Raw genomic sequence first — 16,418 nt, 5'->3', positions numbered from 1 at the left:
CACCAACTCATAATAACACAAAAAAAGTTAGGAGTAAATCATCCTATTTAGATCATTTACTCCTAACCGATAACCGATAACCGATAATCAATTAAAATTTATAGCCTACACCTAATTGGAATACGCGGTGTTGAATTTTATCTCCTTCTTTATTGAAGTTTGTTAAACCAAGGTTGTAACGAGCATCAAAGAATAAACCAATAGGTAGATCATATCCTACGCCAAAGTTTAAACCAAAGTCAACTTTATTTACTGAGGATTTGATATCTTTAGTTATAGTTGTTTTTTCATTCTCGATTTTAACATCTATTTCAGCTTTAGCTTTGAGAAGAAACCCTAGCTGTGGACCTGCTTGAATACTCAAACCATCCGCAATATAGTATTTAGCCATGATAGGAATGTTGAGGTAATTTAATTTAGCAACCATTTTTGAAATTTGATAGCCAGAGTCATAATAATAGCCATAATCATCATAATCATCATAGTCATAATCATATTCATATTCATAATCATCGTACGCACTACTTTTGGCTTTGGCTCCTTGCGTTGAATACTGAAGCTCTGGTTGGATAGAGAATTTATCTGTTATAAAGATTTCAGCTGCAGCTCCCAGGTGAAAACCCGTTTTGCTTTTGCTTTCGGGATCATTGGAGAAGTTTGAAATATTTAAACCAGATTTAACTCTGAATTTCACTTCTGGCGTGTCTGGTTTATCTGTTGTTTGTGCATGAGACAAAACACTAAAAGCAAAAATAGCTAATAGGCTAGTTGTTATTTTTTTCATTGGTAATGGTGATTTTATTTTAACTTTTCTTCTTGTTTTTTAGAACAAAGGTTGTAAGGGTAAAAAAAAGAGGATAATGTTGATTATCCTCTTTCGTTTTTTTTAGAATTTATATCCTACCGAAATTTGAATGACTCTATTTTTTAAAGAGTTATCGCCTTCCTTGTTTATTTTAGTTAAACCTAAGTTATAGCGTGCATCAAAGAAAAGACCCATAGGTAATTCATAACCAGCTCCAAAGTTTAAGCCAAAATCAACTTTTTGAGTTTCACTTTTTACATTTGTAGTTTCAGATTCACCTTGGAATTTGTCTTTCGTTTCAGCTTTTACTAAAAAACCAATTTGAGGACCTGCTTGTACACTTAATCCATCAATGATATAGTATTTTGCCATGATAGGAATGTTGATGTAGTCTAATTTTAGTGTGCTATCCAATGTAAAAGTTTGCCCCATAAAAGTCTCTTTTTGTGAAGCTTTAGCTCCTTGAGTAGAGTAAAGAAGCTCTGGTTGAATTGAGAATTTTTCGTTGATGAAAATTTCTGCTACAGCTCCTACGTGAAATCCTGTTTTGCTTTTTGAGTCATCTATATCAGAAACGTTTGAAATATTCAAACCTGCTTTTGCTCCAATTTTAACATCTGGAGTTTGTGCTAATGCAGCTCCGCTGAAAGCGAAAATAGCCAATAGGCTCATAGTAATTTTCTTCATGTGTATTGTGTATTTATAAGGTTAAATTCATGCTAAAAGTATTAAATATATTTCTAATTAAAAATGAAAATAAATATGATTTGTATAATTTTTCAAAAAATAAAGTGAAATGATAAAAAAATGTGATTTCTATACTATTAATACGTATATTTAGCATTATTAAATCTCCAATAAGGGAATAAGAAGTAATTATAAGATTACTTTTTTTATTTTTGCTCGTTGAATTGGTACTTACTCCGCTACTTTTAGAAAAAGAAGAGGAGGAGGAGACGTGATTATTAAATTTTTAATGACATCTTTGTAAGTAAGAGAAATAGAGCGATGCAAAAACAAATTATCACAGAAAAAGTATGTCCACTTGAATATGCGGTAAAAGCAATCAGTGGAAAATGGAAAATTCCCATTATTTGGCGAATCAATGAAGGAGAAAAAAGGCCCAGTGAGTTTTTGAGGGGAATTGCCACAGTTGATCGGAGAGTACTCAATCAACAACTCAAAGAATTAGAAGATGTGGGTATTTTAAATAAAACGCGTTTTGATGAGGTTCCTCCTAGAGTTGAATATACATTGACCCCTATAGGAATAGCACTTGTTGAGGTTTTGAAACAACTTAATCGATGGGGGGAAGTTTTGTTGGATCAACAAACACCTAATCCGGAAGACAATTCGCAAGCAAAGGATTATAAATAACCGAATAGTCTCAAAAAAGCTAGTAGTTGTGCTACTACAAGGTGAAGGGAAGAAGATAAATACATAAAAAAAAGAAGAAAAAGCACAGATGTATGCCAATTTGGATAAAAAAAACTTGTAAAAAGAATATTTTTTTTTTGGTTTTATTGTGTTATATCTAATTTTATTGGCCTTGAGTAAGATTTATTTCATTAATTTTTTTTATAGTATTAAATTAAAACTAAAAAAGAATAACGTTGAATTTTTTTCTTGTTTATTACCTAGAATGTTATTTCCTTTGTTAGGGAATTAAATAAATGAGTAGAAGTTCATTTCGAAGCAGATTATTCCTTTTTTTTAGTAAGGCAGAAGAAAGGATATCGTGATTTGCAAGTAGTGAATTTCAAGTTTTTAATTTGATAAGGAATAATAGGAGTTCTGTTTAATTGTTTGTTGTTTCGAAATAGTACCTTATACTTTCAAGTTAAAAAACCTTACTAAAAACAAGTTGTTTTTAGTATACAAGAAAAATTTATGAAAAAGAAAAAGCAGGATGTGTAATTGTCCTGCTTTTTCTTTTTAATTTCGATTCTTTGTAAGATATGTCAGTAAATTGAAAAGCTATGTCTCCGTTAATCCAACTCCATATTGTACCAGCTACAACTCAAGCTATCGAACAAATTCAAAACTTTCTGATTGATGCAGAAGCGATGAGCGCGATAGAATCATACGAAAAGAAAGATAAGTCGATAGAAATCTTTGAATTAATTCAGCAAAATCAGTTTTATTTGGTTTACTTAAATGAATCCCTTTGGGGGTGTTTTGCGTTTCGTTCATTGGGCTATGGGGCACAATTGACTAGTTTTTACCTTTCATCCACAAAACAGTTGCCTGAAACTAACATAGTGCAAAGACAACATAATTTACTATTGCTGTGGGAGTCTATTCAAAGAAAGGCGCTCGAGGCTTCGTTTAGTTATTTAACTGTTGTGTCAGCACCAGCAAGACAAGCGTGGTATGAAACATTAGGTGGAAAACCATCCAATGTTCTCCACAATCAAAATGACGCTGTAGAATACTACCTTGCGGTAGTGGATCAACCGTGGATAAATCTGCCTACTGCTGGATTGGTGTGCATAAAAGACCATCGACTTTTGTTGGCCTTTAGTAAAAATAAACAGGCTTGGTATCTTCCTGGTGGAAAAATAGATGCAGGCGAAAATAGTCAAGAGGCATTGATACGCGAAATTGAAGAGGAACTATCTCTCATTCTACAGCCTGAACGACTTTCGTATCTAACACACATTGTAGCTCCTGCTTATGGAGAGAAAAAAAATATTCTTTTTACAAGTTTTTTTTATACGAATTAGCAGCGGATGTGATTACTATTGCAAATGAAATCGGAGGAATACAATATTTTACCAAAGAAGAATATCTCCAACATCAAATACCCGTTCCAGGGGTTTTAAAGGTATTTGATTTTTTGTTTGATCGTTGCTTGTTGTAAAGTTGTTGTTCTTGCGCTTTTTTGCAAGTTGCTTTTTCGTTTTTTCGCTTTTTTGTGTTTTTGTCAGATTGTCGATTAAAGAAAATGTATTCTTAAATCAGAAAATTTAACCGTTAACTGATAACCGATAACTATTTACAATAAAATTAACAACTCAAATGCTTGTATTTTTTGAAAAAAAAATATTTTTGTTGCTATGAAATACGCAGCACTAGTAGTCTTGTTTTTCTTTGTCAATTTTATTGCTACACCCACTATTGCGGTGTTAGCTGGCATTGAGCTAGATATTCCTATGCTGACGATTTCGGAAGAAAATAAAAAACCCATTACTAATGCAGAGGAAGAAGAAAAAGGACACTTCCATGGGTTACATCCTTTTCAAGATGATTTTCTATTTCAAGATAGAGAGGAATCTGGACTTCATTATGCACAATTGAAATTAGTGTACGAATCTTTAGAATTCGACGTTTTATCCCCCCCTCCAGAATTTTTTGTTGCTTAATTGGTTATCAGTGATCAAGGATCAGTGATTTTTTTGTTGTAAGAATATTTTTTCTTACGACCGAATATGTTTTTAACCAGAAACTGTTAACCGTAAACTAATTTTAAGTAAACAAAAAATGAAATTCAATATAAATTTGGCAACGCTTAAACCAAGTGTTGCTCCAGGCCTTGTGGTCTTTTTAGTCGCACTTCCGCTTTGTTTGGGAATTGCGCTAGCTTCGGGTGCTCCTCCAATTGCGGGAATTATCGCTGGAATAGTAGGGGGTGTAATCGTTGGATTTCTCAGTAATTCCAACGTTAGTGTAAGTGGTCCTGCAGCGGGATTAGCCGCTATTATCTTAGCCGCTATTAGTGAGTTAGGATCCTTTCAACTTTTGCTGACTGCTGGAATCCTTGCTGGGATTATTCAATTAATTTTAGGATTTTTACGCGCGGGAACTATAGCAAACTTCTTTCCGTCTAGTGTGATAGAAGGGATGTTGGCCGGAATTGGAGTCGTAATTGTAATCAAACAATTGCCTTTAGCTCTTGGGGTCAACGCCTTTAGTGAGGTTCAAAATTTCACTTCTATTCACAAAGGAACTCTTTTGATGACTCTACTCTCATTGGCTATTTTAATCGGGTGGAACAAGAGTAAAAGGTTGAAGAAAATGACCTTTTTACCCGCAGCTCTAGTTGTTGTAGCAGTAGGTATTATACTCAATCAATTGTGGATTTATACCGATAGTTCATGGGCAATCGGCGCCTCTCAAGTTGTGGCTATTCCCGTATTAGATGGACTTTCATCCATTGGTTCGCTTTTCGTTTTTCCAGATTGGACTGGACTGACTAATCCTACGGTATGGGTTGTAGCAGGAACCATTGCCATTGTTGCTTCTATTGAAACTTTATTGTGTATTGAAGCAACGGATCGCCTCGATCCTTTAAGACGACATACCGATACCAATCGCGAACTTAAAGCACAAGGAATAGGTAATATTATCAGCTCCTTGATTGGAGGATTACCTATGACTTCTGTAGTAGTGCGATCATCTGCTAATGTTAATGCAGGAGGATTGTACAAAGCCTCTGCCATTATACACGGAGTATTTCTCCTGTTGGCTGTTGTAGCACTGCCTTTTGTGCTGAATATGATTCCATTAGCTTCTTTAGCAGCCGTGCTAATCTTGGTGGGATATAACCTAGCAAAACCTGCTGTTTTACTCCATTTCTGGCATAAAGGTTATACGCAATTTGCTCCTTTTATTGTAACATTAGTTATGGTTGTTGCAACCGATTTACTTATGGGAGTTTTAGCGGGAATGCTCGTGAGTATCGCCTTTTTATTGTTGGGAAATGTTCGAAAGGCTTTTTCTATGCAACATACGGTTAAGGATGAACAACTCGTCTATACACTAACATTAGCACAAGAGGTATCTTTCTTTAATAAAACCGCAATTAAAAATAAGTTACACCAATTACCAGATAATTGCCATTTGGCGATTCAAGCCAAGCAAATGGGGTATATCCATATGGATGTTCTAGAAATGATTCAATCGTTTATCAACGAAAAAGCCAAGGAAAAGAATATCGCAATTACTACAACGGGATTTCATAAATCCATTCAAATCAGCCAAGGGCAGTCAAATCTTATTTTATCACATCGCAAAACGATCTAATTATGAACTCATTTACAAAAGAAATATTAGCAAATACAACACCAGAGCAAAGTTTAAACCTTTTATTAGAAGGGAATAACCGCTTTGTTAACAATTTAAAATTCAATAGAAACTTTTTACATCAACTCCAAGAAACCAAAGATGGTCAACATCCCCATGCGGTAATCTTGAGTTGTATGGATAGTCGAGCTCCATTAGAACATGTATTAGATCAAGGAATTGGAGATATTTTTAGTTTGAGAATAGCAGGTAACGTATTGACTGATGAAGTCATCGGCAGTATGGAATATGCTTGTCAAGTTGTGGGTAGTAAGCTAATTCTCGTCTTAGGACATAGCCGATGTGGAGCAGTAACAGGTGCTTGTAATCACACTAGTTTAGGTAAATTAGACACAATCCTAGAACGCATCCATCCTATTGTTGAAAAAGTACGCGAGAAGAACCAAGATAAAGAATTAAGTCAATCGGAACTAGTTGAATTAGTTACCATGGAGAATGTTCGTTCTATTGTAGCACAGCTTCAACGCGTTAGTCCAGCCTTAACTCAATTAATTGAAGATGGTCAAATTGGCGTTGTGGGTGGTTATTACGATGTGGTTAGTGGAAAAGTAGAACTGATTTGTTAGTATATCGTTATACTTTGTTAACGTTGAAAAGCCCCTTGTAGGGGCTTTTTTATTGTTTATCGCATTAAATCTTCTTGTTGGGTTTAAAAAGGAATAGCAATACAGCAATACCATAAAGTAGAAAGAAAAAAATACACGTATTGTGAATTTTATTTTAATTAAATATTGTTTTTTGCGATTTTTTTGTATTTTTAATCGTTTATTTAAACTGTTAAAATATTGGCGTTATTTCTATTATTTGGGATATTTATATTTATTGGATAATAAATTCGCCGTTATGATTGAGTATTTACTTTTTGTTTGGAATTTGCGATTGTGTTGAGATTAAAGCTTTAATACTTGGTTTTAATGCATTCATTTACACTTGTTTAATTATTAATAGAGGAAACTATGTTACAAGCGAACGACATAATCAAACGATTAAAACAGTTACTGGGATTTAAAACAGATTTGGAATTAGCTAATTTGTTGGAAATTAAACCCAATACTTTATCGTCATGGAAGGTAAGGGAGACTTTGCGTTATGATAAAATTATTGAGATTTGTAAAGAGCATAAAATTGATTTGAACGATTTGTTCTTGGTTCATCCCAATTCAGTTTACAAGGCTGATTTAGATAATCGAGTGGTAAAAATGATTAGTGTCAATCAACATATTGAGTATTTTATTAATCCTGAAAAGTGTTTGGCTTCTTCTCCAGCTTGTGTTTTTCCAACGGAAGAGGAAGTTACTATAGGTTTTCAAATTGGTGTGGAGAATATGTATCCTACCCTAAAAGTAAGCTCTTATCTCTTGTCAATAAAAGTTGATCCTACAGCGCTAAAACCTTGGTATATGTATGTTTTGATTGTGGAGAATCGCGGTATTTTATACCATCGTTTTAAACGGGTATTGGACAATGGTAAACTTTTATTTGTTAGTGATAATCCCGCTTTTGAAAGTGTAACGCTATCTGTAGGAGAAATCCGCGAAGCTTTTGTTGTTCGCGCTATCTTTTTACCTCATGTCAAAAGTTTAGTGGAATACTAAAGAGGAAAGAGGATCGTAGGGGCACAGGGTCCTGTGCCTAATAAAACGAAGTCGTTTTTAATCATCCTCACCACCACACCGTCTAACCAAACACCTCACACCCCACGCATGTAAACACTTGGTGATACGCCGTATTTTTTTTTGAAAGCTGTAGAAAAATGGCGCTGGTTTTTATAGCCGATACTGTCTGAAATTTCACTGATATTGAGGTTGTTATCGGTTAATAACTTTTTGGCATATTCCAGCTTTTGATTGGTCCAAAACGAAATGACCGTTGTTCCGAATAATTCTTTAAATCCCTTTTTCAACACAAAATCATTGGTTCCTACTTGATGGGCTAAATCGACAAGGGAGTAAGTACAATCTAAATTGTCAAGCATAAAATCGCGAACAGCATAAATCTTGTCTAGGTCTTGTTTCTTTAAAGATCCTTGGTAGGGAGATTCTCCATAAAATTGCTCCAACTGTAAGAGCAGAAGTTCGATAACTTTAGCCTCTAAAAAAAGACGTTTGAAAATCCCTTTCTTATCACAGTGAATGATTTGATTTAGGATTTGATGCATTTCGTGGTTGATGATGTGATGTTCAGGATGCAATAAACTCGATTTTCCCTTTTCAACTGCCTGGCGAAAGCGATCAAATAAGTGATGATCACTAGGAAGAAAACGCTTGAAGAATTCAGGTCTTAAGTTGATTTCACACAAGTGAAAATCTTCACTTTCCCATTGCATTCTTCCTCCTAATCCATTGGTGTATAAAATGTTGTGAGAATGAGCGTCAAAGCTGATAGGTTGATCAAATTGAGAGGTCTGTGCCCTGCTGGATCCTTTCAGTGTAAAGTGCATTTCGATGGTTTCAAAATCGCTTTCAAAACCCAATAATACGGGCTGTGTTAGACGAACATTTCCAATTCCGATATGAACACCATCAAAGTATATTTCCTTGTAATAACCTCGTCCCATAAAGGAATCTAGATGGGTAATACTTTCTTTTACAGTTCCATCTGGCGTATCAAAAAAGGAGGTAGGGTACTCTTTTTCAACTATAATATGTTTGTGTTTAAGGTCATATAATCGTAAAGTCATAAGCTCAAGTATGGTTTTTTGACGGACATTTTTATCCGTATTTGAAACATCAGGGGAATATTCGCCCGCTATCTTTGCAAATATATTAATTGTTTAGAATCAATCTTAATAAGGTGGACGTTTTTTATAAATGCTTGTTAGAAAGGAATTATGAAAATAGATGATGATATCGGATTGATGAAAGAACAGATTTAAGTATAAGATATGGACAAGCAAAAACAACTTATTTTAGAAGGAAAACTGCCCACCGTCATGTGGCATTTAGCCTGGCCAGCTGTGGTGGCTATGGTGATGTACGGATTGAATAATTTCTTAGATGGTATTTTCGTCGGACATCTCATCAGTAATACTGCCTTAGCCGCAGTGGGGATTGCCTATCCTTTAGCGCAATTTGCACAGGGATTTGGTACGTTGATAGGTACGGGAATTGGTTCAGCAATTAGTATTTGGATTGGCGGACAAGATACGAGTAAGCTGGAAAAGGCGATGGGAACAGTGAACTATTTAACCTTACTTTTTTCTATCGGATTAACCTTGCCCTGTTATATTTTCGCAGAAGAATTGGTCTATATGATGGGAGGTAGAGGTGAAATTCTAACGTTAGGGGTGGAGTATTTTCAAGCTACAATCTTGGGGAGTTTTTTTTGGATTCACGGGTTAGCACTTAATATGATTATCCGCGCGGAGGGAAGAATGAAAACGGCAGCTTGGATGATTGCCATTGGACTTTTAGTGGATTTAGCATTAAAACCTATTTTTATTGATACATTAGGTTGGGGAGTGGCGGGAGCCGCATGGGCAACCAATATCTCTATGATGGTGTATACGCTTTTAGGCGTTTGGTATTATGCTGGTGGTAAAGCTTCTTTTTATACTAAATTCTGGTCGATAAAACGCAATACAGCGATTGTAAAGGAAACCCTTTCTCTAGGTATGCCCGGTTTTATTATGATGGTGATGATTGTCATTCAAAATATCGTCGTCTTTAATGCACTCGCGAAATATGGAACCGATGCGGATATTACTTTTTTTACCGCTGTGAATCGCTTTTATATTTTACTGAATACACCTTTATGGGGGCTGATGCGGGCACTACAACCCGTTGCGGGAATGAATTATGGAGCCAAAAACTATGATCGAAGTAGTAAAGCCTATCGCTTGTTCTCTTTTGCAGGGTTGGCTATTCTCTTGCCCTTTTGGTTATTCGTAATGCTCTATCCTTCAGGTGTGCTTGCAGTAATGATTCCACATACAGAATTTTTAAGCGATCAGCTTTTTGATTTCCGAATCTATATGAGTGTCTTACTCGTCTTGCCTTTTGTATTTATGGCTATGGTATGGTTCCCGGCTATCGAAGATGCTAAACCTGCTACCTTCATCAGTCTGCTTCGTCAAGTCGTATTTTATATTCCCATTATGCTTTTTGTTCCAGGAGTACTCGGTGTTAGCAGTATCTATTGGGCTAGTGCAGCCATTGACTGGATCGTTTTCGGGCTTATTCTCTACGCGGTAAGACGAAGTGTTAAGCGGTTAACCGTTAACGGTTAAATTTTCTGATTTTGAGGATACATTTTCTTTAATCGATAATCTGACAAAAGCACAAAAGCACAAAAACACAAAAAAGCAAATTTAAAGGTTATCGGTTATCAGTTTTCAGTTAAATTTTCTGATTTTGAGGATACATTTTCTATAATCGATAATCTAACAAAAAGACAACTTGCGAAAAAACAAAAAAGCAAATCTAAAGGTTATCGGTTATCAGTTATCAGTTATCAGTTATCGGTTATCAGTTAAATTTTCTGATTTTGAGGATACATTTTCTATAATCGATAATCTAACAAAAAAACAACTTGCGAAAAAACAAAAAAGCAAATCTATCGGTTATCGGTTATCAGTTATCAGTTTTCAGTTAAATTTTCTGATTTTGAGGATACATTTTCTATAATCGATAATCTAACAAAAAAACAACTTGCGAAAAAACAAAAAAGCAAATCTATCGGTTATCGGTTATCAGTTATCAGTTATCAGTTAAATTTTCTGATTTTGAGGATACATTTTCTTTAATCGATAATCTAACAAAAAAACAACTTGCGAAAAAACAAAAAAGCAAATAAACAAAAACACAAAAAAATGAATTATTCTACAAAAATTAAATGGTCTTTTATCGCTGCTCTTGTAGCTTCTCTTCTTTGGGTAATTGGAGATATTCTCATTGTAGGGTTTTATGTCGATTCTACAAAATATCCTTTATTTACGGATACGTACGCTAATGAATTAGATACTACTTTGGCACTTTTAATGATTGAAGGGTCTACTCAACGCCTCATGTGGGGAGCCTTGATTGCGTCTATGTCTGCGTTTCTTTTTCTGCCTGCCGTATGGTTAGCTTATCAGTTCTTTAAGGATAAAACGAAACCTTATGCCTGGATTACGTATTTTATTTTGGTCATCAGTGTGGTTTTAATGCCGCTTGGACATGCAGATTTTTATTATAGTGGGGAACTGTTCAAAGCTATTTATCACACGGATCCTGTAGCACATCCTTACTTAATTGAAATGGCTGAAGGATTTACAACTGTACTTTATATCGCTTGGGGAACAGCTATTGCTGTACTCTTATTGGGTTGGTTGTTATTTTCGATCTTCGTATTTATGGGTAAAACGATACTTCCTAAATGGGTGGGCTTTATTTCGCCCGTTTTTATTACCCTCTATCAACAACCCATTAAATTCATGTTGCCCGATTCACTACTAAAATCGTGGATTAGTGCCGCGGGATTTAATATCGCTTACTTGATTTTCTTTATTTTACTGTTCGTCTTTTTTAGAAAAACAGCGAAGGAAATGGCGTAACGAATCTTTCATTCAGGAGTAAGGACTGGGAAATAGCAATTCACAACTTGCGGTTTGTTAATTATTATTTAGAATTATTCTAGTTTATATCCTTTTTTAGTATACTTTTGTTTTTATTTAAACTTAATATAAATAACAAGGGTGTTACGCAAACTTTTTATATACAGTGTATTTCTTTCAACAAGTGCTTTAGTAGCCCAGCATAAAGTTTCATTTGCGATTGAAAACCAAGAATCTCAATCGATTAAAGGCGCTGTGCTCTATTTTAATCAAGTCGCCTATACTGCTGATGTTGCAGGGCGTGTAGATTTAGAAGTAAAGGAAGAGCAAAGAGGGTATGTTGTGGTCTATGCGGAAGGATACCTGCCTTTACAAGAAGAAGTTCAGCTATCCAATGGTAGCTCTCGTATTTTGAGGTTAACAAAAGAGGGAACGGTATTAGCGGATATTCAGATTGCTAAGAGAGCGGAACAGGGGGAAGTAAATAGAGGAATCATACGCGCCTTGGAGGTTGATACCAAGAGTCAAGTGGTACGCCCGGTGTCTTTGGAAGATGTTATGAATCGCACCACAGGGGTACGCGTTCGAGCAAGTGGTGGATTGGGAGGGGAGACTCATGTCAACATCAATGGGTTTCAAGGTCACGCGATTCGCTATTTTAAAGATGGAATTCCAATTAATTACTTAGGAAATTCCTATACACTCTCTACCATTCCCTTGGATGTATTGAATAAAGTAGAGGTGTATAAAGGGGTGATTCCCGTTTATTTAGCTAGCGACGTCTTGGGTGGAGCGGTTAATTTTGTCTCCAATACTAACCAAGCAAATAGCTTAAGGATTTCAGGAGAATATGGTTCGTTTAATACTTGGCGTACTGCAGTACGCGGACATTATAACCTCAATGAACATTTTTATATAGGAGGGGAATTTTTCTCTAATTATGCTGATAACGATTATAAAATCAATACACCAGACCCTGAACTGGCACAAGAAGTTGGAAAAGTGCGTTTGTTTCACAATAGATTTAAACAGTATACTACCAGTGTTTACGTGGGCGCAAAACACTTGAAAATAGCAGATCTTTTGCAGTTGGAGTTGAATTATTACACCTTAGATAAACAAATTCAACACAGTCCAACAACCATGCTTACTCCCTTTGGGGGAATTGAAGATCGTCAGCACAGTTGGATACCTTCCTTGCGTTATAAAAAGAAATTTGCACAAGACAAACTATCTATTGACCAATTCTTTGCTTATAATGTAGTGAAAAGCAAAACGATAGATACCCTTCAAGGGCGTTATTCTTGGTTGGGAGAGTTTTCTCCTAGAGGCTTTAGAGGAGAAGGGGATCATCCTACACAAGCAGCAATTGATATGACGTTTTTTACTAGTCGAACATTGGTTGGATTTCAGTGGGATAAAAACCAACAGTTCTGGCTGAACAATACGTATACGTATAACAAAAGAGTGGGTACAGATAGTTATGGTAAAAGAATTGAAGATACTCAACAACCCCTTATTGAAGTTCCTTCTTATTACAAAAAAAATGTAGTGGCTTTAGGGTTAACGAGTCAATGGTTATCTACTCGATTGGAAACGATTTTAGTACTGAAACACTATCAGTACTCCAGTGAAGGACTCAATACTGCGTATCAAGTGGATTGGAGATCGAAAGAGCTCCACACTACTGCCAATACGGATTGGGGATGGGCTATGGCGGCGAAGTACCGCTTGAACAACAGCGTTAATTTGAGATTTTCTGTTGAACATGCCCGTCGATTACCTGGATATAGTGAGCTTTTTGGTGATAATCTTTTTATAGCTTCTAATTTTGACCTGAAACCCGAACAGAGTTTAAACTTCAATCTAGGAATTGATAAACAAGGAGGACGATGGGAGGCTAGTTTGAATGGATTTTATCGCCAAACCAAAGATATTATCGTCTTAACGGCTGGAAGTCCACCTTTGTCACTCTTTGTCAATAAGGAACGCGCCCAAGGTTATGGTTTTGAAGGAGATGTGTCCTTTAAATTGACACCAACGACCAAACTTTTTAGCAATTTTACCTGGCAAAGTATTCGCTACGGTCGTTTTGAAAATATTGCTGATCAATGGCTCAAAGGCAATCGCGTACCTAATATTCCTTATTTTTTTGCCAATATTGGGGCGGAACATAAATTCAACGCTCTTTTTACTACTCAGGACGTCTTCACACTTTATGCGCATCTAAACTTTGTGCGTGAGTTTTACATTCAACCCATTGATAAATCGATGGAACCCAGTGGTTTTCTCGGTTTATTTGGAAGTAGTAAAGGAGATGTGAAAAATGTGGTTCCCGATCAAACCTCCTTAGCTGCTGGCTTGGTTTATGAATGGCCCTCTAGTGGATGGTCCGTTGGTGTGGAAGGACGAAATCTGTTGAATCAAGATTTATATGATTATTACAAAATTCAAAAAGCAGGTAGAAGTTTCTATCTGAAGTTCAATTATAAACTCAATTAATCTATGCACACAATGAAACGAATATTATCCTTGGCTTTTATCTTGCCTTTAGTTTTGACGGGATGTTCGTCAGATGATACTACACCTACCCCTGAACCCCCTTACCCACCATCCGATAAGGAAGCTCAATATTTTGTGATGACCTTAGCTGAAGGAAAGGGACCAATTAAGAATGGATTCCTCAAAAGCTATGCCGCGCTCCCAACCGGAACTCTTGACAATGCAACCGGAAATACGACGGCTGCGGGTGGAATGGGAGGCTATCGCCAATACGGAGATCGCGTGTATCGCATGTTTGACGATAATAATGCCAGAAGTTTAGGGCAATTTGTTTTTGATGAGAAGGGATTTTATACGACAAAATCAATTGCTGTTGAACCTAAAATTGCGGGTTCAGGAAACTTTACCCTGACGAATGACAATCAAACGGGATATTATTTTGAAGGAGCTACTCCTACGGCAATTCAGATTTTTGATCCCATTACCATGACCAAGAAGGGACAATTGGGGGATTATACAGCCCAAATTCAACAAATAGAAGCAGACTTACAACTGACAGGAGTAAATTTTCGCGCAATTGGTCAACATTTTCTAGCAGTAAATGGTGATAAATTATACGCGGATATCACCTTTGGTAAGAATCAAGGAGCCCAAGGGGGAATGTTTGATGGAGTAGCTCCTGATGTTCACTTAGCGGTGATTGATTTGAAAACAGGGAATTGGCTGGCACATACGGCTGTGAGAAATACAGGGAATATTGCTTTTGTAGATGAGAATCCCCTGTATTATTTTGATGAGAATAGAGATTTATACTTGATTACCCAAGGAGTCAAAACAGGTGGTCTGGGAGATCAATCGAAAATAGCGCGAATTAAAAATGGCGCAAATGAGGTGGATTCCTCTTGGGAATTAGACTTTAATACTCTATTTAGTCAGGTTGCTTCGGGAAAATTCTCAACAATTTTTGTGGAAAAAGGAAAAATTATTACCCTAGTAAATGAGGTGACCTTAGCTGATCCACAGTCGATTAATTTAACGCCTATATGGAAATACGTGCTCATCGATATTCAAACTAAAACGGTTACACCGATTGCTATTGAAGGAGTGACCTTAGTAGAAACTCCAGCTGCTGCTTTGGGGGTTTCTAAAATTGACGATAAACGTTTTATTCGCGTGGTGAGTGAGACTAAGTTGGGATTTTATGAATTATCTGCTGATTTATTGACTGCTAAACCATCAATTGCCATCGGAAAAGGAGGTAAACCACAGGGATTATTTAAAGTGAATAGAAAGTAAAAGAATGAAGATAAGAGTATTAGTCATAATACTAGTAGGAATGATAGCGATGAATGTACAGGCTCAAAAGAGATATACCATAGAAATCAACCTTCGTTTAGAGAAACAAGCTCAGACTCAGGAGGCAATATATATAACAGGGAATTTCAATACATGGAACCCCAAAGATGAACGTTATAAGTTAACACCTAATTCAGAACGCATAGGTGAATATTATATTCAATTAAACGATATTCCGCAAGGAGTATTGGAATATAAATTTACGCGCGGTTCTTGGCAAACGCTAGAATGTTCTCCAAAGGGACGATTAATCAACTTACACGACCAAGTGATTGAACAAGATGAAATACTTCAAGAGACCATTTATGCTTGGAGAGACCAGTATCCAGTCTCAACGGCACCAGAAGGTCTTATTGTGTTGGAGAATTTTATTATGCCTGAGCTAAACCGAACGCGTGCAATTCGCATTTATCTTCCTCGAAATTATAAAATGTCTCAACAAGCTTATCCTGTTTGGTATATGCATGACGGACAAGATTTGTTTGACGAAGCCACTTCAGAAGGTAGATTAGGTCCTGTTGAATGGGGAATAGATGAAACCCTTGAACGATTGGGAGACCATTATATAATTGTGGGAATTGATCATGAATATGAGAAGAATAGAAGAGAAAGAGAATATGCCTTTTTCCCTACGAGTCAAACACCAATGGCAGAAGGGAAACAATACTTGTCTTTTATCGTTCATACGCTAAAACCCTATATCGATGCCAATTATCGAACGCGAAAAGATAAAGAAAGTACAGGGATTGCTGGAGGTTCTTTAGGAGGATTGATTTCATTGTATGCGGGACTAACTTATCCCGAAGTATTTGGTAAAGTAGGTGTTTTTTCTCCTTCACTTTGGCAAGATCAACAACTACAAGCCTATATGGACGGATTTACACCTGAACAAATTCAATTGCTACAGCAACAGCAGTACTTCTTTTATGCAGGTGGGAGAGAAAATCGAAAAATTGGAGGTGGAGAAGTGGTTCATATGGATCAAGATGTTCTGAACCTTGTTCAACAAATGGAAGAGCGTTTTCAATTGCACAACCAAGTAAAAATAAATCCCATGGGAAAACACGGAGCCTGGTATTGGCAACAAGCATTCTCTTGGATGATAGAATTAGATAATCAATTTAATATCAAATAATT

At 36.2% G+C, this 16,418-nt stretch carries 14 protein-coding genes; 11 read left to right on the top strand and 3 right to left on the bottom strand.

Features of this window, described 5'->3' with window-relative positions; translation table 11 throughout:
* Positions 1-91: 91 nt before the first annotated feature.
* Together HX004_RS13700 and HX004_RS13695 are read right to left on the bottom strand one after the other, a co-directional pair.
* Positions 92-784 carry a porin family protein gene (locus HX004_RS13700; protein ID WP_286443170.1) on the bottom strand — a complete coding sequence of 231 codons (693 nt, stop codon included), beginning with the start codon at positions 782-784 and terminating at the stop codon, positions 92-94.
* A gap of 102 nt (positions 785-886) precedes the next feature.
* A complete protein-coding gene (locus HX004_RS13695; RefSeq protein ID WP_286443169.1) occupies positions 887-1,492 on the bottom strand; it encodes a porin family protein in 606 nt (201 codons plus the stop codon).
* A gap of 321 nt (positions 1,493-1,813) precedes the next feature.
* Between HX004_RS13695 and HX004_RS13690 the strand changes: the two genes are divergently transcribed.
* The 6 genes from HX004_RS13690 (at position 1,814) to HX004_RS13665 (ending at position 7,485) form a co-directional block, all read left to right on the top strand.
* On the top strand, positions 1,814-2,182 hold the full coding sequence (locus HX004_RS13690; protein ID WP_286443168.1) for a winged helix-turn-helix transcriptional regulator: 369 nt from the start codon (positions 1,814-1,816) through the stop codon (positions 2,180-2,182).
* Between the two features lie 602 nt (positions 2,183-2,784).
* Positions 2,785-3,531 (top strand): NUDIX hydrolase, encoded by a 747-nt coding sequence (locus HX004_RS13685; protein WP_286443167.1) that lies wholly within the window; start codon positions 2,785-2,787, stop codon positions 3,529-3,531.
* 333 nt (positions 3,532-3,864) lie between these two features.
* The gene (locus HX004_RS13680; RefSeq protein WP_286443166.1) at positions 3,865-4,170 is read left to right on the top strand and encodes a hypothetical protein; all 306 of its coding nucleotides are present in this window, start codon (positions 3,865-3,867) and stop codon (positions 4,168-4,170) included.
* A gap of 118 nt (positions 4,171-4,288) precedes the next feature.
* Complete coding sequence (locus tag HX004_RS13675) at positions 4,289-5,830, top strand: SulP family inorganic anion transporter (protein WP_286443165.1); 1,542 nt, start codon at positions 4,289-4,291, stop codon at positions 5,828-5,830.
* Positions 5,831-5,832: 2 nt separating this feature from the next.
* The gene (locus tag HX004_RS13670) at positions 5,833-6,456 is read left to right on the top strand and encodes a carbonic anhydrase (protein WP_286443163.1); all 624 of its coding nucleotides are present in this window, start codon (positions 5,833-5,835) and stop codon (positions 6,454-6,456) included.
* 390 nt (positions 6,457-6,846) lie between these two features.
* Entirely contained in the window at positions 6,847-7,485 is a 639-nt protein-coding gene (locus HX004_RS13665) for a helix-turn-helix domain-containing protein (RefSeq protein ID WP_286443161.1), read from the top strand.
* Positions 7,486-7,580: 95 nt separating this feature from the next.
* Here the strand turns inward: HX004_RS13665 and HX004_RS13660 are convergent, their stop codons facing one another.
* Positions 7,581-8,570: a helix-turn-helix transcriptional regulator gene (locus tag HX004_RS13660; protein ID WP_286443159.1), complete on the bottom strand. Its 990-nt coding sequence runs from the start codon at positions 8,568-8,570 to the stop codon at positions 7,581-7,583.
* A gap of 204 nt (positions 8,571-8,774) precedes the next feature.
* On the opposite strand from HX004_RS13660, the gene HX004_RS13655 reads away from it, so the two are divergent.
* From HX004_RS13655 to HX004_RS13635, 5 genes are all read left to right on the top strand, one after another.
* On the top strand, positions 8,775-10,118 hold the full coding sequence (locus HX004_RS13655) for an MATE family efflux transporter (protein ID WP_286443157.1): 1,344 nt from the start codon (positions 8,775-8,777) through the stop codon (positions 10,116-10,118).
* A gap of 582 nt (positions 10,119-10,700) precedes the next feature.
* Positions 10,701-11,423, top strand: a complete 723-nt coding sequence (locus HX004_RS13650; protein ID WP_286443155.1) for a DUF6796 family protein — start codon at positions 10,701-10,703, stop codon at positions 11,421-11,423.
* 141 nt (positions 11,424-11,564) lie between these two features.
* The gene (locus HX004_RS13645) at positions 11,565-13,925 is read left to right on the top strand and encodes a TonB-dependent receptor (protein ID WP_286443153.1); all 2,361 of its coding nucleotides are present in this window, start codon (positions 11,565-11,567) and stop codon (positions 13,923-13,925) included.
* Positions 13,926-13,937: 12 nt separating this feature from the next.
* Entirely contained in the window at positions 13,938-15,221 is a 1,284-nt protein-coding gene (locus HX004_RS13640) for a DUF4374 domain-containing protein (protein ID WP_286443151.1), read from the top strand.
* Positions 15,222-15,225: 4 nt separating this feature from the next.
* Positions 15,226-16,416 carry an alpha/beta hydrolase gene (locus tag HX004_RS13635; RefSeq protein ID WP_286443149.1) on the top strand — a complete coding sequence of 397 codons (1,191 nt, stop codon included), beginning with the start codon at positions 15,226-15,228 and terminating at the stop codon, positions 16,414-16,416.
* Positions 16,417-16,418: the final 2 nt, after the last annotated feature.

The sequence above is a fragment of the Myroides sp. 1354 genome (assembly GCF_030324495.1).
GTDB lineage: Bacteria > Bacteroidota > Bacteroidia > Flavobacteriales > Flavobacteriaceae > Flavobacterium.
Note: the sequence above shows the minus strand (reverse complement) of the source record. Positions and strands in the feature narration are given on the sequence as shown.